The sequence below is a fragment of the Glaciihabitans arcticus genome (assembly GCF_004310685.1).
GTDB lineage: Bacteria > Actinomycetota > Actinomycetes > Actinomycetales > Microbacteriaceae > Conyzicola > Conyzicola arctica.
Genome location: NZ_SISG01000001.1, coordinates 421,800 through 439,476, shown reverse-complemented (window position 1 = coordinate 439,476; position 17,677 = coordinate 421,800). Strand labels below are relative to the sequence as shown.

Sequence of the window (17,677 nt, the reverse complement as noted above, 5' to 3'; positions counted from 1 at the left end):
ACCGTCGCGTTACCAACCCAGCGCAGTACGGTGAGCACATGTCAGCGAATTCAGGTCTTCTTCGAACGGCTGGCGGGATGCTCGTCATCACAGTGCTCGTGGCATTGCTCAGCGGATGTGTGCATCAGTTCATCGGATTCACTCCACCCGGGACGTTCGACGAGGTGGATGCGATGGCGCGGGAGCTCGACATAGGCGAAGCCGAGCAGATGGTCTTCGAAGAACGCGACGGAGGGGACTACCCGGGCGTCCCTCCAACCCTCCTCCTGGTGTTCGAAGGCCAGAGGCCTTTGTCGCTCATGAACAAAAGCTTGGAGGAAGCCGGTTACACCTCGTCACCGGGGCCGGGCGCGGGTTTGACCTATTGGGAGCGAGAAGTCGAGGGTGAACGGTTCCAGCTCGTCACCGTTCAGGAACTTAGCGACGGCGACCAGTTTCTGACGAGCTACGGACTCAAGGACATGAGTTCCGAGGGCATCGCCGTTCACCTGACGTCCTGAGCCGCACGTCACACCTTCGGCGAGAGCTCCCCGCGAATAACCTTGTGCGGCGCCGCCTGCGCCACCGGCTTGATGGTCACGAGGTCCAGGTTCACGTAGAACGGCAGCTCGGCGGCGTGCACGATGGCCGCAGCCACGTCTTCCGCGTAGAGCGGGTTCGGAACGTTGTCGTAGACGGCATCGGCCTTCGACTGGTCTCCGGCGAAGCGCACGAGCGAGAACTCGTCGGTCTTGACCATGCCGGGCGCGATCTCGACGATGCGGATCGGCTCCCCCGCGAGTTCGAGGCGCAGCACCGCAGTGAGCGCGTGCGCGGCGAACTTCGCGGCGTTATAGCCTCCGCCACCCTCGTAGGCGATATGGCCCGCAATCGATGTGATGTTGAGGATGTCCGCACTCCCGCCGTCCGCAGCAACCGCTGATCGCAGCAGGGGCAGCAGCGCGCTCGTGACCCGCTTCACCGCGACGACGTTGATGTCGAACATGCGAACCCAGTCGTCGGCGTCACTCGCCTCAACTGACGCCATGCCAAAAGCACCGCCCGCGTTGTTGACCAGTGCGTGCACGGGCCCGAGCTCTGCGAGGTAGTCGCGGAGGGCATCCACATCGCTCTGCGAAGTGAGGTCGGCCACGAAGACGTCGGCACCGGTCTCGGCGGCGAGCGCCTCGAGGCGGTCGGCGCGACGGGCGACGCCCACCACGTCCCATCCGTGGTCACGGAACAGGCGCACGGTGGCCGCTCCGATACCCGAGCTGGCACCTGTCACTACAACGCGTCGAGAAGTCATGCTTCAAAAATACCCTCGGTACACTGGCTCCGATGACCGACGCGATTGCCACCCCGACCTCGCCCGCCCCCTCAGCCGGCCGCCGGGTACCGCTGTGGGACAACGCCCGCTTCCTCTGCGTGATGCTCGTGGTAATCGGTCACGGCATCCAGCGCCAGACGGCCGACTCGAACAACGCGCTCATCGTCTACCTGTTCATTTACGCGTTCCACATGCCCGCATTCGCGATCATCAGCGGCTACTTCTCCAAGTCGGGTTCGCCGAACGGCCGACAGATGAAGAAGGTCATCACCGACATCCTGATCCCGTACTTCATCATGGAGACGATCTGGACGGCCGTGCAGTTCTTCGTCGAGGGCAAGAAGTCGTTCAACCCGACGGAGCCGAGCTGGACCCTGTGGTTCCTCCTCGCCCTCGGCATCTTCCGGCTGATACTGCCGTACCTCGCGCTGCTGCGGTGGCCGCTGCTCTGGGCGGTGCTCTTCTCGGTGGGGGTCGGCTACTTCGACAACGTGGACTCGACTTTCTCCCTCTCCCGCGCCATCGGCATCCTTCCCTTCTTCGTGCTCGGCTGGAAGGCCCGCGAGTGGAAGCTCGTCGACCGCTGGCGCAACGCCGAGAAGACGACGTGGTGGGTGCGCGGTCTGGCCGCTGCGGTCTTCGCCGCCTGGCTCGCCGTGCTGATCGTCTTCATCCCGCAGTTCCGCGAGATGGACCTGCGCTTCTGGTTCTTCTACGACGACTCCTACCGCGGCCTTGGTGAGGACCAGTGGTGGGCTGGTCTCGTGCGGCTCGGTCTGATCGCACTGGCCACGCTGCTGAGCGCGGCGTTCCTCGTGCTCGTGCCCCGCAAGGAGACCTGGATCACCGGCTTCGGCCAGGCGACCATGTACATCTACCTGCTGCACAGCTTCATCCTCTACCCGATCCGCGAGACGGGCATCCTGCGTGACGAGCACTCCTCGGCCGTGTGGCTGCTCGGGATGATCTTCGCTTGTATCGCGATTTCGATCGTGCTCACCGCTCGCCCGATCCGCTGGCTATTCCGTCCGATCGTGGAACCGAAGCCGAACTGGCTGTTCCTGCGATCGTTGAACGAGCCGGACAAGCCCGGACGCACCGACCCGACCGGCTCCCGCCGCAGTTAGCGGCTACGAGTGGCGCGCCACTCGCGGAACGCCTTCCACGCACCCGTGCACCACAGCGCGAGAATCACGAGCAGCGGCTGGAACAGCAGGCGGATGCCGCGCGCCAGGTCCGTGTCGAGCCCGAGCGAGTCGGTTCCGGTGACGAACTGCGAGATGTTGCCGGGGAAGATCGCGATGAAGAACAGGGCGACGACGAGTCCGACCCACACCCGGTAGCGCTTCAGGAACAGCAGGCTGAGGCCGAGCACGATCTCGACGACGCCCGAAGCGACGACCACGAAGTCGGCGTCCATCGGCAGCCAGGTCGGAACCTGCGCCTGGAAGGCGTCGCGCGCGAAGGTCAGGTGGGAGATCCCGGCGAGGGTGAGGAAGAGCCCGAGCAGAATTCTCGCGATGGTGGCCATGCGCCGAGGGTATCCGGTTACGCCGTGTGTCGACCCCTGTTGTCGCACGCTCCGCACCTCCTTAGGCTCGCTGCAGGTCATCCCGACCCCCCATCTTTTTCGCGAGTCACATCAAAGGAGACGCCATGAGCGACTGGAAGTTCGAAACCAAGCAGGTTCACTCGGGCGCCGCTCCCGACCCCACGACCAACGCCCGCGCGACCCCGATCTACAAGACGACCTCCTACGTCTTCAACAATGCCGACCACGCGAAGAACCTCTTCGCCCTTGCCGAATTCGGCAACATCTACACGCGCATCCAGAACCCGACACAGGATGTCGTCGAGCAGCGGGTGGCCGCTCTCGAGGGCGGTACCGCGGCTCTTCTCCTCGCCTCCGGCCAGGCCGCGGAGACCTACGCCGTTCTCAACATCGCGCAGGCCGGCGACCACATCGTCTCCTCGTCCTCCATCTACGGCGGAACCTACAATCTGTTCAAGTACACCCTCGCGAAGCTCGGCATCGAGACGACCTTCGTCGAGGACCAGGACGACGCCGAGGAGTGGGCGGCCGCCGTGCGCCCCAACACGAAGCTGTTCTTCGGTGAGACCATCGGAAACCCGAAGATCAACATCCTCGACATCAAGCTCGTCTCCGAGGTCGCGCACGAGCACGGCGTGCCGCTCATCGTCGACAACACGATCGCGACGCCGTACCTGATCCGCCCGTTCGAGCACGGAGCCGACATCGTCGTGCACTCGGCCACCAAGTACCTCGGCGGACACGGCACGGTCATCGGCGGCGTCATCGTCGACGGCGGCAAGTTCGAGTGGTCGAAGAACGTCGAGAAGTTCCCGGGACTCACCGAGCCCGACCCGAGCTACCACGGCGCGAGCTACACCGGCGTGCTGGGCGACGGCATCGCGTACATCATCAAGGCACGCGTGCAGCTGCTGCGCGACCTCGGTGCATCGATCTCGCCCGACAGCGCTTTCCACCTCATCCAGGGCATCGAGACGCTCAGCCTGCGCATCGAGCGTCACGTCGCCAATGCCCAGGCCGTCGCCGAGTGGCTCGACAACCACGAGGACGTCGCCTCGGTCAACTACTCGGGACTCCCCACGAGCCCCTGGTACGCCGCGGCCGACAAGTACGCGCCCAAGGGTGTCGGCGGAGTGCTGTCGTTCGAGCTCAAGGGCGGTGTCGACGCCGGCCGTGCGCTCGTGAACAGCGTCGAGCTGTTCAGCCACGTCGCCAACATCGGCGACGTGCGCAGCCTGATCATCCACCCCGCCTCGACGACGCATTCGCAGCTCACCCCCGAGCAGCAGCTGACCTCGGGTGTCACGCCCGGCCTCGTGCGCCTCTCGGTCGGCATCGAGAACATCGACGACATCCTCGCCGACCTCACGGCCGGCTTCGCAGCTGCCCGCGCGGCGGCTGCGGCCAACGCGAGCGCGTAAACACTCTCGCCAACCCTCGAAAAGTGCTCCAACCGTTCGCGGTTGGAGCACTTTTTGCGGTTTGGCGGGGCGTAACAGAGCGAGTGCAGCCCGAGAAACGCGGGATACTTGGGGAGACATGGACTGGCAGACTCCCGAAGACACGGTGCCCTCGGCATTCATCACCGAGGCGAACGCGCGCTCGGTCGCCGGCAAGCCGCCCGCGACGGGCGCCTGGCGCGACGGGGACAATCCCGGCAATCGCCGTTTCCAGTCGATCGGGGGCCTCGACCTCGAGCGGGGCGGCCGGCTTCCCACGGTCCGCATCGCCTACGAGACCTGGGGCGAGCTCGCGCCCGACGCGAGCAACGCGGTACTCGTGCTGCACGCGCTGACGGGCGACTCGCACGTTGTGGGGTTGCCGGGCCCGGGACATCCCACAGCCGGCTGGTGGTCGGGCATCGTCGGCCCCGGCAAGGCGATAGACACGGACAAGTGGTTCGTCGTCGCGCCGAACATGCTGGGGGGATGCCAGGGCTCGACCGGCCCCGCATCGCACTCGCCGAGCGGGTCTGAGTGGGCCGCGTCATTCCCGTTCGTGACGATCCGCGACCAGGTTGCGGCGCAGGCGGAGTTCGCCACACGCCTGGGTATCGACCGCTGGGCGGCCGTGGTGGGCGGCTCGATGGGCGGGATGCAGGCGCTCGAGTGGGCTGTGGGCCACCCCGACCGGGTGGAGCGGGTAGGAATCCTCGCCGCACCGGCTATCTCGAGCGCCGACCAGCTGGCCCTCAACTCGGTGCAGATCGAGGCGATCCGCATCGACCCGCGCTTCGAGAACGGCGACTACTACGAGGCGGCGGAGGGCGAGGGGCCGTACCGCGGTCTCGCGCTCGCGCGGCGCATGGCGCTGCTCAACTACCGCTCCCCGAGCGAGCTGAATGACAGGTTCGAGCGCAGCTGGCAGAGCGGGCTGAACCCGCTGGGGGGCGGCGGTCGGTTCGCGGTCGAGAGCTACCTCGACTTCCACGGCAACAAGTTCACCCGTCGTTTCGACGCGAACAGCTACATCACGCTCGTCGAGGCGATGAATTCGCACGATATCGGCCGCGAACGTGGCGGGGTCGCTGCCGCCCTCGGACGGGCGACGGCGAAGGCGCTGGTGCTCGGAATCGACAGCGACAGGCTGTTCCCGCTGGAGAACCAGGTACAGATCGCGAAGCTGCTGCCGAACAACATCGACGGTGCGGAGCCTGTGGTGATCGAGTCGACGTTCGGCCACGACGGCTTCCTCATCGAAGACGCCGCGGTCGGCCCGCAGCTCGGCCGGCTGCTCGCCTCTTAGCACACCAGCCCTCGCCGGTCTTGCGGCACAGACCAGTCTGTGCAAGGCGGGTACAGTGGGAAGCCCTGGGGGTATCGATGGCCGACACTGCAACACGATCGCGAACGCGCGCTGCCGCGCTCCGCGTGGCAATCGTCGACGACCACCAGCTGGTGCTCGACGGGCTGACAGCCCGGCTCGCTCCCCGCTCGCTCGGCATCGAGGTGGTGGCCTCGGTCTCGCGCTGGTCCGACCTGCTCGTGCATCCCGGTTTCCCGGTGGACGTCGTTGTGCTCGACCTGAACCTCGACGACGGCATCGCGGTCGATACCAAGATACGCATGCTGCGCTCGGCGGGGGTCTCTGCCGTGGTGATGAGCCGGCACGCGGACAGCGCCTCCGTCCATTCGGCGATGCGCGCGGGCGCCCTCGGCTTCGTTCCAAAGACGGAGTCGTCCGAGGAACTCATCCTCGCAATCCGTTCGGCGGGTGCCGGCGAACGCCACCTCTCCCTGACCCTCGAGCGCGAGCTCGAGGATTTCGCCGCAACCCCCGACGCCGGCCTCGGCAAGCAGGAGCAGCGGGCGCTCGTCCTGTATGCGACGGGTCGCTCGATCCACGAGGTCGCCCTCGAGATGGACACGACCGACGAGACCATCAAGTCGTACATCAAGCGCGCGCGTCGCAAATACGTCGCGGTCGACATCGACCTGAGCAACCGCGTGCTGCTGCGCCAGCATGCGCTCCGCGTGGGCTGGATCGCGCCCGAGTAGTGACCGTCGGCCGCTGGCTAGCATGGGGTCATGCGTCGCGCGCTGGTCGTCATCCTGAGCCTTCTGGTTCTTGCCGGCTGCGCGCCCGCGTCCGCTGGCCTGCCCGACGGCGTAGAGGTGTCCGTGCTGCAGAACCGGTCGGACTACGCGTCGCGCACGCTCGAGATCTCGATTTTCAACGGTGAGGATGCCCCGCTCACCCTCACCCGTGCGACCTTCACCTCCCCGCGTTTCGCCGCCCCGGCCGAATGGTCCCGAGGCACCGAGCTGCGCGCGGGGGCGACAGTGAACCTGCGGGTCACCCTTCCCGCCTCGGTGTGTGCACCGCAGCATGACGCCGACCCTCGGGTCACCGTCGAGTTCGCGATCGGCTCTATGAGGGGCACGGCATCGGTCACGCCGGTCGATCCCCTCGACCGCCTCGCAACCATCGCGCGGGAGGACTGCCTGGGCCAGGCGGTCGACGACGTGGCCCCGATCGTGGCAGCGCCCACCCTCGAGTGGAGCCGCGGCGCCCACGAACCCGCGTCCCTCGACCTCGTGTCGAGCCCGACCGGCGCGGAGGGCGAGCTCGAGATCGTGGCGGTGGACCGCACCGTGCTGCTCTCGGTCGTCGACGACGCGGGCGAACCGATCGAATCGGTAGCCGTCGGCGTGCGTGTGACCAGCCCAACGACGGTGACGCTGCGGTTCGTGCCGAGTCGCTGCGACCCGCACGCGGTCGCGGAGGACAAACGCGGCACGTTTTTTCCGGTGCGGGTGAGGGTGGCGGAGATCGAGGGACTCGTTTATGTGCCGGTCAGCGACGAGGTGCGCGTTGCGATCTATAGGTGGATCGCCGACTACTGCGACTACTAGTTCGTTAACGAGAGGCGGGGACCGTGGACGATGTCCACGGTCCCCGGCAAACCCCCCGGTTTGACTGGTCCTGCACTATGGGAACCAGGTGAAGCACGGTGTCGGGCAAACACCGTTTGGTCGAGCCTCCTAGCGGAGAACCCGGCCGTTCTGTGTGGCAACTGCGAACAGTGCGCCCCTCTTGTAACGCAGCAAGCTGTGTACCTCATGACTGTACCCCGACGATTGTGCCCCAATCGATGGGTGTGTTACCCCCACTTATGGTGCCAACATGTGTCAGCATCTACGTAGGCGCACAACGCCTGCACCCGAGAACACGGCATTCACGAGCGGAACGCATGGATCAGATCCTCAAGGAGAGAGATCGACTGTTGCAACGAACAGCCCGACTTTTCGGTCTGAGCTTCACAGTCATCTCGATTCTGTGCCTCGCCGTGCCCGGATCCATTGATCCGGTGGCCTACGCGGTGGTGTTACCGCTCTACGGCCTGCTCGCCACGTTCCAGTACTTCATGGGCCGCAGCCGCTCCCCCGGCTGGCTTCTCGGCATTATCGCGACCGGCCTCGCCATCATCATGTCGATGACGCTGCTCGTCGAGACCCCGACGCAGGGCGCCCAGTCCGCGGTGACCCAACTCTCGGCGGCCTCGCTCGCCTGTGTCGCCATAGCGCTCTCAACGAGCCGCCTGCGCCTGTGGGTTCTCGTGGTCACGCTCGGTGTCGTCGCGACCGTCACAACCGTGTTGACGGCCATGTGGCAGCCGCCGCTGCGTACCCTCCTCCTGCTCCTCGCCGGCTGGATCTTCGCCACCATCGTCGGCGTCTGGGTGAGTGCTGGTGTACCCCAGGCCGCCCGCCGCATCGCGAGCATCGGCCGCGCCCACCGCGCCGAGCGACAGGCCAGCGAGCTCGAAGCACAGCGCCGCCAGTCGGCGCGACTGCTGCACGACACGGTGCTCGCGACGCTCACGCTTCTCGCCCACTCCGGCGTCGGCGTCGCTCCGGCTGCCCTGCAGCAGCAGGCGGCGGATGACGCCCGACTCCTCCGCCAGCTCCGTCTCGGCGCGACGCCGACTCCCCAGTCCTCGGGTGACTACAACCTCGAGCCGGTCGAAGAGACCGTGCTGGGCACGACCCTCGAGTCGGTCAAACAGCGTTTCGGTCGCATGGGTCTGGAGGTCAGCTGGCACGGCACCGGCCAGGTGCTGCTGCCCAGCGACGTGCTCGACGCCTTCCTGCTGGCCCTCGCCGAGTGCCTCGAGAACGTCCGGCGCCACTCGGGTGTCACCGAGGCGCACGTCACGATCATCGATGACGCCACGACCGTGCGCGCCATGATCACCGACGCGGGCGTGGGCTTCACCCTCGACGACGTCGACTCCGCTCGCCTCGGCTTCAAGGAATCCGTCGTCGGACGCCTCAAGGAGGTCGGCGGCCACGCGCGCCTGTTCTCCGCACCGGGTTCCGGCACGACCGTTGTACTCGAGGTGCCGCGATGACCTACTCACCCCCGGATGAATCGACCCTCGGCGTTCTCGTCGGCGTCCGCGAGAACCGCGCCCTGCGCACCAACCCGCTCGCCCGCGCCAAGCGCCAGGACGGCCAGCACCGCGCCAGCCTGGGCACAGCGTTCATCGGCATCGGAGCGGCACTGGTCTGCGCCGTGCGCGCCATCTACGGCTTCAGCTGGTTCGTGTCGCTGTGGTCGACCTACCCGAACGCGATCCCCGCTCTGGCCGCGTGGATCCTCCTCATCATCGTGCTCGTCACCGCATTCATCACGACCCGCATCATGGGTGACCACCTTCCTGACTGGATGTTCCTTGCCTTCGTCGGGGCGCTGACACTCGTCATCGCACTCGACCTCCTCGCCATCTGGCCCCTGCACGACATTGGCCGCTATGCGACCGCCTCGCTCACGGCCGCGATGTCGCTCCTGCTCGTCATCACGCTGCGCACAACCAGGGACGTGCTGCTCGTCACCGGCATCTTCGGCGCGGTGCTCGCCGCGGCCATGATCGTCAACACCCCGCTCACGGCGAATAACATCCCGCCGCTGATCACATCCCTCGGCTTCGCGATGCTGCCCGTGGTGATCGGCGTCTCGGTGGTCCGCGGCTTCAGGCGCATGGTGCAGGTGGAACTCGACCGGGTGCTCGTGCAGAGCACGGTGTCCGCTCCCCGCTTCGCGGTCGGCATGCTCGCTTCCGAAGAACTGGCCAGGCTCGACCTCGCGGCCGAGGAACTGCTCGACTCGGTGGCGACCGGACGCAATCCCCTGCCCCTCAAACCGAAGATCGCGTCGATCGCGGCATCCCTCGCAACCGAACTGCGCCTGCACCTCATCGAGGGACGCCGGGAGACCTGGTTGTACCACGCGATCTCCGAGTCGGAGATGCTCGGACGCTCGGTGACGCTCGTCGACCGGGGCAGCCTCGCCGGCCTGCTCGACGCCAACCAGCGCGACGGCCTGCTCGCCGCGATCTGGTTGCTCCTGAGCGACAATGTGCGTCCGAATACGAACCGCACCGTCAACGTGCAGGTCGGACCGATCGAGCAGGCGAGAGAACCGGGCATCGGCCAGAAGCTCGGTGTTCCGATCGTCGTGACCACCAGCAACGTCACGCGCAACCGCGTGGATCCATCGACCTGGGACGCCATTCGGCGCGTGGGACGATACAGTGACACCACCCAGAACGCCAGCCTGCGGGTGGATATCGAATGCTTTGTCGACAACCCGGCCGACGTGTAAGGAAGATAAGAACATGACCTTCGAGGAGATCACCCCCGTGTCCCAGAACGATGACCGTATCCGCTTGGCCATTGTTGACGATCACCGGATGATCCTCGGCGCACTCACCGAGTGGATCAAGAGCGCCCAGGACATCGAGATGGTCGCGGCGCTGCCGAGCTGGCCCGAGCTGCTGTCGCACCCCGCGTTCCCCGTCGATGTGGTGCTGCTCGACCTCGACCTCAAGGACAACATCCCGATCTCGCTGAAGATCTCGACCCTCAAGACCATGGCCGTGCGGGTCGTGCTCATGAGCACCTACTCCGAGCCGAACGTCGTGCGCGAGGCCCTCGCGGCCGGCGCACTCGGCTACCTCGTGAAAACGGAGGAGGCCGACATGATCGTCGAGGCCATCCGCTCCGCACACCGCGGCGAGGCCTTCATCTCCGCAGAGCTCGACCTCGCGCTGAACTCCGGCGAGATTGGTGGCGCCCCTAAATTGAGCGCCCAGGAGCGCCGCGTGATGGCCCTCTACGGCGGCGGCGAGCCGGTCAAGGCTGTCGCCTTCCAGCTCAGCATCTCCGAGGAGACCGCCAAGAGCTACCTCAAGCGCATCCGCGAGAAGTACCGCGTCGCGGGCTTCGACGTCGGAACGAAGGTCGCCCTGCGTAAGCGAGCGATTGAGGACGGCATCCTGATCGAGACTGACGGACCGCGCAACCTCTGACCTTATTCGGGCGTGATCAGTTCCGCGACTACATCTGACGGCCGACTGATCGGCCGACGACGCTCGAGCCCGAGGCTGAAGATCGCGAGCAGGATTCCGGGCACGCACAGCAGCAGGCCGACCCAGGTTGGCGAGAGGTAGCCGTAGCCCGCAGCGATGGTCACGCCACCGAGGTAGGCGCCGAGGCTGTTGCCGAGGTTCAGTGAGGCGTGATTGACAGCGGCGGCAAGGGTCTGGCTATCGCCCGCGACGTCCATCAGTCGGGTCTGGATGGCCGGTGACAGTGCAGAGGCCGCCCCGCCGACAAGGAACAGGCCGATGAGCAGGCCGACGACTGTCGATGAGAACATCGCAAACACCAGCATCGAGACCACAAAGAGCCCGAAGCACGCGAACACGGTGCCCATGATGTTGTGGTCGGCAGCACGGCCGCCGATGAGGTTGCCTATCGTCATCCCGATGCCGATGCAGACCAGCGCGATGGGAACGAACGATTCATCGAGCCGTGTGACCTCGGTGACGACCGGCGCGACGTAGCTGTAAACGGCGAAGAATCCGCCGAAGCCGACGGCACCGATGAGCAGCGCGAGCCAGACCTGCAGGCGCGAGAAGGCGGCGAGCTCGCGCTTCATGGTGGCCGTCGGGTCTCCGGGTTGCGCGGGCAGCACGGCCCACACCGCGAGGAAGGTGGCGGCGAAGATCGCTGCCACCACGAGGTAGGCGACGCGCCAGCTGGTCGTCTGTCCGAGCAGCGTGATGAGCGGCACGCCGATGACGTTCGCGATGGTGAGTCCCGAGAGCACGATCGCGACACCCTGCCCGCGCTTCTCCTTGCCGATGAGGGATGCGGCCACAAGCGCCGCAATGCCGAAGTACGCGCCGTGCGGAAGCCCGGCGATGAAACGTGCCGCGAGCACGAGCCCGAAGCTGGGGAGTACCGCCGAGGCGATGGTGCCGACCGTGAACGCGGCGAGCAGCCAGAGCAGCAGCGTCTTGCGCGGGAAGCGCGCGGAGAGCGCAGCGATCGTCGGGGCGCCCACGACGACGCCCAGTGCGTAGGCGGAGATCAGCCAGCCGGCCTGTCCGAGTGCCGCTTGCTCGTTCGCCCGGTACAGCTCAGGCAGCAGGTCTTCGGCGAGGTTCGGCAGCAGGCCCATCGCCACGAACTCGGTCGAACCGATGCCGAAGCCACCGAGCGCGAGCGCGAGAAGGCTCAGGTTGATTCGGGTCTTGGTGAGGCCGGTCATCATGCGGTCACAGCAGGCAAAAGGGCAGGCACGTAGGAGGCTCCAGCGTTGGGGGGATGCTTAAATCATCCCACGCTGGTTCGGTGCGAACGGCCACGCCGTCTCGGGCCACGGCTCGTCGGAGAGTGGGCCGCCCTCGCCGACTCGTGCCCGGGTGCCCACCTGCCACAGCTCGGCGATCGCCCAGGCGAGCAGCACGAAGTAGAGCGCGTTGCGCGCGGTGATCACGATCAGCAGCACCGTATTGAGGCCCAGCAGGTAGACGTACAGGTACGGGTAGAGCACCTGCGTGAGCGCGGCGATCACGAGCACGATGACCGCGGGTACCCGGAACGGCACGGATGACCCTGCCAGGCGCGCGCCGAGACCCAGGATGATCGGCACCGCGAGCCAGCTGATGAACTGCGGCGAACCCACCTTGTTGAAGGCGATGAGCGCCGTCACCAGGGCGAGGGAGAGCGGCGCGAGCACGTCCAGCGCGGCGGCACCACGCCGCACGGCGAGGATACCGAGGGCCGCGACGGCGAGGGCGACGACCGCGAGCAGCGGCGTCATGAGGTCGGCCGCGACATCCGCACCATCGCCGGTGACCTGGAAGGTGAGGATGCCCTGGTCGTAGTAGACGTAGGCGTTGTTGGCGCCTGCCGCCGCCTGCCAGAGCCAGGCCGTACTCACGGGAGCCTCAATCTGCAGCCCGCGACCGGCCTGCTGGGTGATGAAGCTGAACACGGCACCGCCGCCGCCGAGGGCGAACATGACCAGCACGATCGCCGCACTGGTGCCGAGCGCCACCACGACCGTCGCGAGGCGGTGCTTCGAGGAGACGACGATCGCCGCGAGCAGGGCCGCCGGCCAGATCTTCATCCAGGTCGCGATCACAAGGATGAACGCCGCGATGCGCGGCCTCGTCGCCAGCAGCACGACCCCGACGACAGCGAGCGGGATGGTGACCGAATCGATGCGGCCGAGGGCGATCGGCCCGAGCAGCAGCAGGAACGCGATCCACCACCAGGCGATAGCGAGACGCTCACGCGAGAACGTGGGCCGGGTCAGGAATGCGAAGGCGACTCCGTTGAGCACCATCACGAGGGTGAGCCAGGTACTGCCATACACCTCGGGGCCGAAGGCGAACGAGGCGAGCATCGGCAGGATCGCGAGAATCGGGTATACCCAGACCGAGTCGATGCCGACCCAGTAGTCGTGCGAGAAGGCCTGGTCGGTCCAGAATCGGTAGGTGATGGTGACATCGCCGAGCGGCAGGCCGGGACCGAGCAGGTTGACGAGGCCGAGCCAGACGTGAACGGCGACGAAGGCGATCCAGAGGGCGAGGCGGCTCGCCGACATCCCGACCAGGAGTTCCGCGACCCGCGATGCCGCGGCCCGAATACTGGTCATGGTTAGCCAGCGTACCCGCCGTCAGCGCAGCAACTGCGCGATCGTGGCCGGCACGGCGGCCGCAAGGTCGAGGATCGTGAACGGTCCCCCGCCGCTGGCCCGCTCGGCCGCCAGCCCATGGATCAGGGCCGCGGTCGCGGCGAGACGGGCGAGCTCCGCGGCATCAGAGTCGGCGTGGGTGGCGACGAGCGCCCCGAGGATTCCGCCGAGCGCGTCGCCCGCGCCGGCGGTCGCGGTCCAGGCCGGGGCGCCGGTGACGCTCAGCTCGATCCCGCCCCCGCACACGTAAGTTCTCGATCCCTTCAGCAGCACCGTGACGCCGAGAGCGTCGGATGCGCGCCGCGCCCACCCACCCGCGTCGCTTGCTATCTCTGCCGGGTCGACCCCGAGAACGCGTCCCAGTTCGCGGTAGTGCGGCGTGATGACCGTCGGTCCGCCGGTGTCGCGCACCCGCTCGATCGCTCCACCGTCGAGCACGGTGGGCAGGTTCTGGGCGAGCGCGGCATCCACCCAGCCCGCAGACCGCGGTTCGGGGTGGGCGGCATCGGTTCCCGACCCGATGAGCCAGGCCTGCACCCGGCCGTTGCCGAGCACCGCTTCGGGCCGACGCTGCAGCACGAGGTCTCCCGCGCGCTCGCCACCGAGGTAGCGCACCATGCCGACCCCGGTTCGCAGCGCGGCCTCGACTCCGAGTACCGCGGCCCCGGGGTACTGCTCGCTGCCGGTGATGATCCCGAGCACGCCGCGCGTGTACTTGTCGTCGTCGGGCTCGGGGATTCGGATGCGGCGCGCCGCGTCATCCTCGGTCCATGGCAGGAAGTCGCTCATGGTTGTCACGATACTGCGGAATGGCTACCCGGCCCCGGGAGTTGACTCCACCATGACTACGCCCCGGCTGTTCACGCCGCTCACCGTTCGCTCGACGACCTTTCGCAACCGCATCTGGGTTGCCCCGATGTGCCAGTACTCGGTAACTGAGAAGGACGGGGTGCCCCGCGACTGGCACCTTGTGCACCTCGGCTCGATGGCTTCCGGCGGCGCCGGCCTCGTCATCGCCGAGGCGACCGCCGTCTCGCCGGAGGGCCGCATCTCCGACCAGGACACCGGCATCTGGAACGACACCCAACGCAACGCCTGGGCGCGAGTCGTGAACTTCCTGCACGCGCAGGGTGCGACGGCGGGCATCCAGCTCGCCCACGCCGGTCGCAAGGCCTCGGTCTGGCCGGCGTGGGGCACCCTCGAGTCGGGGACCCAGCCGCTCGACCAGGGCGGTTGGGAGACGGTCTCGGCCTCCGACGTCGCATTCGGCGACTACGCCGCACCCGTGGCACTCGACGACCGCGGCATCGACGCCGTCGTCAACGACTTCGTGGCGGCCGCGTCGCGAGCGATCGAGGCGGGGTTCGACGTGCTCGAGCTGCACGCCGCGCACGGCTACCTCATGCACCAGTTCCTGTCGCCCCTGTCGAACACCCGCACCGACGAGTACGGCGGATCCCTCGAGAACCGCGCGCGCCTGCTGCTGCGCGTGATCACCGAGGTGCGCGCCGTCGTCGGCGACGACATCCCTCTCTTTGTGCGCTTCTCGGCCACCGACTACGCCCCCGGTGGCTGGAATGAGGAGCAGACGGCGATCGTCTCGGGCTGGGCTCGCGAGGCCGGCGCCGACCTGTTCGACATCTCCACGGGCGGCAACATCTCGGGCGTGCGCATCCCACTCGGCCCCGGCTACCAGGTGCCCTTCGCCGCCTTCGTGCGTGAGACGGCGGATGTCACGGTCTCAGCCGTGGGACTCATCACGACCCCGGCTCAGGCCGAGGCCGTGCTTGCCGACGGTTCGGCGGACGCCATCATGCTCGGCCGCGAGATGATGCGCGACCCGCACTTCGCCCTGCGCGCGGCCCACGAGCTCGGTCACGAGCTCGACTACTGGCCCGAGCAGTACCTCCGAGCGCGGTGGCCCGCGGCTTAACCCTCGCTAGTTGCGCCGCGTCGCGTCCTGAACCTCGCCGACGAGCTCCTCGATGATGTCCTCGAGGAACAGCACACCGCGCGTCGCACCGGTCTCGTCGAAGGCCCGCGCAACGTGAACGCCGGAGCGGCGCATCGTCGCCAGCGCATCCTCGAGGTCGGTTGACCGGAAGATTGAGATCAGCTGGCGGATCCGCTTGGGCGGCACCGGTTCGTTGAACTCCTCCTCGGGCAGATCGATGACGTCCTTGAGGTGGATATACCCGGTCGGCTCGTTCTCGTCGTTGACGAGGATGTAGCGCGAGAAACCGCGCTGGGCGACCGCCCGCTCCACGTCGGCGGGTGTCGCGTCCTCGGGCAGCGTGACGAGGTCGGCGAGACCGATCGCGATGTCCTGCACCTTCTTCTCGGTGAACTCGAATGCCGCGTTGAGCGCGCCCGTCGAATCAGTGAGCATGCCCTCCTTCGTCGACTGGGCGACGATGTTCGCGACCTCGCCGAGGTTGAACACACTGTTGGCCTCGTTCTTGGGCTCCACACCGAACAGGCGGATGATCGCGTTCGCGGTCCAGTTGAGCGAGGCGATGATCGGACGGAACACCCGGGCCACGAATACCAGTGGGGGCGCGAGAATGAGCGCCGCGCGATCCGGAACCGAGAATGACAGGTTCTTCGGCACCATCTCACCGATGACCACGTGCAGGAACGACACGATCAGCAGCGCCACGATGAACGCGATCGTGCCGATGGCCTCCTCGGGGAGCCCGGTCAGCGCGAGCGGGATCTCGAGCAGGTGGTGGATCGACGGCTCCGACACGTTGAGGATCAGCAGCGAGCACACGGTGATGCCGAGCTGGCTCGCCGCGAGCATCAGCGTCGCGTGCTCCATCGCCCAGAGCGTCGTCTTCGCCGCACGGGAACCCGCCTCGGCCTTCGGCTCGATCTGCGAGCGACGGGCGGAGATGATCGCGAACTCGGCGCCGACGAAGAACGCGTTGACGATGAGCAGCACGACCAGCCAGATGATGCCTGTCCAGTAGTTCTCCATCAGTTCGCCTCCCCCTCGGTAGTAACCGGTTCAGCGGTGGGGGTGTAGCGCACGCGGTCGATGCGGCGGCCATCCAGTCTCTCGATGCGGAACTGTCCGAGCTCGACGTCGACGGTGTCGCCGACAACGGGCAGGCGGCCGAGCTCGCTCATGAGCCAGCCTGCGACGGTCTCGAACGGTCCCTCTTCGGGAACCGTGACACCGGTGCGCTCCAGCAGTTCGTCGGGGCGCAGGATTCCGGGGAATGTGAACCAGTCGCGAGAGCGCACAACATCGGGCTTGGTGCGGTCGTGTTCGTCCGATACTTCACCGACGAGCTCCTCCACCAGGTCTTCGAGGGTGGTGACTCCGGCGGTTCCGCCATACTCATCCACAACAACGGCCATCTGGTAGCCGCGGCCGCGCAGTTCGGCGAGCAGCGAGTCGAGCTTCATGGTCTCGGGCACGCGCAACGCGTCGGACTGCAGGGCCGAGACCGGCACATCCGCCCGCTTCTCACGCGGCACGGCCACGGCCTGCTTGATGTGGACGAGGCCGACGACGTCGTCGATCGAATCGTCGATGACCGGGAAGCGCGAGAAACCGGTGCGGCGGGCGAGGTCGATGACGTCCTGCGCGGTATCGGTGCGGTCGACGCTCGCGACGCGAGGGCGCGGGGTCATCACGTCCTGCGCGGTGTGGTCGGAGAACACGAGCGTTCGGGCGAGCAGCGTCGCCGTGTCGCGGTCGAGGCTGCCCTCGCGCGCCGAGCGGCGCACGAGTGACGAGAGCTCCTCGGCGGTGCGAGCACCCGACAGTTCCTCTTTCGGCTCGATTCCGATCGAGCGCAGAATGCCGTTCGCCGTGTTGTTCAGCAGGGCGACGGCCGGGCGGAACACCGCGGTAAAGCCGATCTGAAACGGGATGACGATCTTCGCTGTCGCGAGCGGCAGCGCGAGCGCGAAGTTCTTCGGCACCAGCTCGCCGATGATCATCGACAACAGGGTCGCGATCGTGATGCCGAGCACCGTCGCGACGATCGAGACCGTGGCCTCGGGCAGTCCGAGTGCGCCGAGCGGACCGGAGAGCAGGGAGCTGAACGCGGGCTCCATCGTGTAGCCGGTCAGCAGCGTCGTCAGCGTGATGCCGAGCTGTGCGCTCGAGAGGTGGGTGGAGGTGCGCTTCAGCGCACTGATCGTCGGGCCCAGTCGCTTCTCGCCCTTGCCCTGACGCACCTCGAGATCAGATCGATCGAGGTTGACGAGCGCGAACTCCGAGGCGACGAAGAGTCCGGTGCCGATAGTCAGGAGGAGGCCGGCCCCCAGCATGAGCAATTCATACATCGGTGGCCACCGGGGATATT

General features: G+C 67.0%; 17 protein-coding genes. 10 read left to right on the top strand and 7 right to left on the bottom strand.

Going from position 1 to position 17,677, the window contains the following annotated elements:
• Window positions 1-38: 38 nt before the first annotated feature.
• A complete protein-coding gene (locus tag EYE40_RS01995) occupies window positions 39-500 on the top strand; it encodes a hypothetical protein (RefSeq protein ID WP_130980374.1) in 462 nt (153 codons plus the stop codon).
• An 8-nt stretch (window positions 501-508) separates the two neighbouring features.
• Here the strand turns inward: EYE40_RS01995 and EYE40_RS01990 are convergent, their stop codons facing one another.
• A complete protein-coding gene (locus tag EYE40_RS01990; RefSeq protein WP_130980373.1) occupies window positions 509-1,288 on the bottom strand; it encodes an SDR family NAD(P)-dependent oxidoreductase in 780 nt (259 codons plus the stop codon).
• Between the two features lie 32 nt (window positions 1,289-1,320).
• On the opposite strand from EYE40_RS01990, the gene EYE40_RS01985 reads away from it, so the two are divergent.
• Window positions 1,321-2,436: an acyltransferase family protein gene (locus tag EYE40_RS01985; RefSeq protein WP_130980372.1), complete on the top strand. Its 1,116-nt coding sequence runs from the start codon at window positions 1,321-1,323 to the stop codon at window positions 2,434-2,436.
• On the opposite strand, the gene EYE40_RS01980 is transcribed toward EYE40_RS01985, so the two are convergent.
• Window positions 2,433-2,840: a DoxX family protein gene (locus EYE40_RS01980; protein ID WP_130980371.1), complete on the bottom strand. Its 408-nt coding sequence runs from the start codon at window positions 2,838-2,840 to the stop codon at window positions 2,433-2,435. The genes EYE40_RS01985 and EYE40_RS01980 overlap by 4 nt on opposite strands.
• Before the next feature lie 125 nt (window positions 2,841-2,965).
• Between EYE40_RS01980 and EYE40_RS01975 the strand changes: the two genes are divergently transcribed.
• The 7 genes from EYE40_RS01975 to EYE40_RS01945 all read left to right on the top strand — a co-directional run bounded on the left by EYE40_RS01975 (window position 2,966) and on the right by EYE40_RS01945 (window position 10,674).
• Window positions 2,966-4,282, top strand: a complete 1,317-nt coding sequence (locus tag EYE40_RS01975; RefSeq protein ID WP_130980370.1) for a bifunctional o-acetylhomoserine/o-acetylserine sulfhydrylase — start codon at window positions 2,966-2,968, stop codon at window positions 4,280-4,282.
• Between the two features lie 118 nt (window positions 4,283-4,400).
• Window positions 4,401-5,606, top strand: a complete 1,206-nt coding sequence (gene metX, locus EYE40_RS01970; protein ID WP_130980369.1) for a homoserine O-acetyltransferase MetX — start codon at window positions 4,401-4,403, stop codon at window positions 5,604-5,606.
• Between the two features lie 77 nt (window positions 5,607-5,683).
• On the top strand, window positions 5,684-6,358 hold the full coding sequence (locus EYE40_RS01965; protein WP_130980368.1) for a response regulator transcription factor: 675 nt from the start codon (window positions 5,684-5,686) through the stop codon (window positions 6,356-6,358).
• A gap of 30 nt (window positions 6,359-6,388) precedes the next feature.
• Window positions 6,389-7,216 carry a hypothetical protein gene (locus EYE40_RS01960; RefSeq protein WP_130980367.1) on the top strand — a complete coding sequence of 276 codons (828 nt, stop codon included), beginning with the start codon at window positions 6,389-6,391 and terminating at the stop codon, window positions 7,214-7,216.
• A 338-nt stretch (window positions 7,217-7,554) separates the two neighbouring features.
• Entirely contained in the window at window positions 7,555-8,715 is a 1,161-nt protein-coding gene (locus tag EYE40_RS01955; RefSeq protein WP_130980366.1) for a sensor histidine kinase, read from the top strand.
• Window positions 8,712-9,968, top strand: a complete 1,257-nt coding sequence (locus EYE40_RS01950; protein ID WP_130980365.1) for a hypothetical protein — start codon at window positions 8,712-8,714, stop codon at window positions 9,966-9,968. The genes EYE40_RS01955 and EYE40_RS01950 overlap by 4 nt, the downstream gene beginning before the upstream one ends.
• A 13-nt stretch (window positions 9,969-9,981) precedes the next feature.
• Window positions 9,982-10,674, top strand: coding sequence for a response regulator transcription factor (locus EYE40_RS01945; RefSeq protein WP_193554468.1), 693 nt, complete (start codon window positions 9,982-9,984; stop codon window positions 10,672-10,674).
• Between the two features lie 2 nt (window positions 10,675-10,676).
• Here the strand turns inward: EYE40_RS01945 and EYE40_RS01940 are convergent, their stop codons facing one another.
• Genes EYE40_RS01940 through EYE40_RS01930 form a run of 3 tightly spaced genes read right to left on the bottom strand, consistent with a single transcriptional unit; the run spans window position 10,677 to window position 14,144 of the window.
• The gene (locus EYE40_RS01940) at window positions 10,677-11,921 is read right to left on the bottom strand and encodes an MFS transporter (protein ID WP_204742258.1); all 1,245 of its coding nucleotides are present in this window, start codon (window positions 11,919-11,921) and stop codon (window positions 10,677-10,679) included.
• A gap of 60 nt (window positions 11,922-11,981) precedes the next feature.
• Complete coding sequence (locus EYE40_RS01935) at window positions 11,982-13,316, bottom strand: glycosyltransferase 87 family protein (protein WP_240034674.1); 1,335 nt, start codon at window positions 13,314-13,316, stop codon at window positions 11,982-11,984.
• A gap of 21 nt (window positions 13,317-13,337) precedes the next feature.
• A complete protein-coding gene (locus EYE40_RS01930) occupies window positions 13,338-14,144 on the bottom strand; it encodes an ADP-dependent NAD(P)H-hydrate dehydratase (protein WP_130980363.1) in 807 nt (268 codons plus the stop codon).
• Between the two features lie 52 nt (window positions 14,145-14,196).
• On the opposite strand from EYE40_RS01930, the gene EYE40_RS01925 reads away from it, so the two are divergent.
• On the top strand, window positions 14,197-15,288 hold the full coding sequence (locus EYE40_RS01925) for an NADH:flavin oxidoreductase/NADH oxidase (protein WP_130980362.1): 1,092 nt from the start codon (window positions 14,197-14,199) through the stop codon (window positions 15,286-15,288).
• Between the two features lie 6 nt (window positions 15,289-15,294).
• Here EYE40_RS01925 and EYE40_RS01920 read toward each other — a convergent pair whose 3' ends face one another.
• A complete protein-coding gene (locus EYE40_RS01920; RefSeq protein WP_130980361.1) occupies window positions 15,295-16,335 on the bottom strand; it encodes a hemolysin family protein in 1,041 nt (346 codons plus the stop codon).
• Window positions 16,335-17,657: a hemolysin family protein gene (locus EYE40_RS01915; RefSeq protein WP_130980360.1), complete on the bottom strand. Its 1,323-nt coding sequence runs from the start codon at window positions 17,655-17,657 to the stop codon at window positions 16,335-16,337. The genes EYE40_RS01920 and EYE40_RS01915 overlap by 1 nt, the downstream gene beginning before the upstream one ends.
• Window positions 17,658-17,677: the final 20 nt, after the last annotated feature.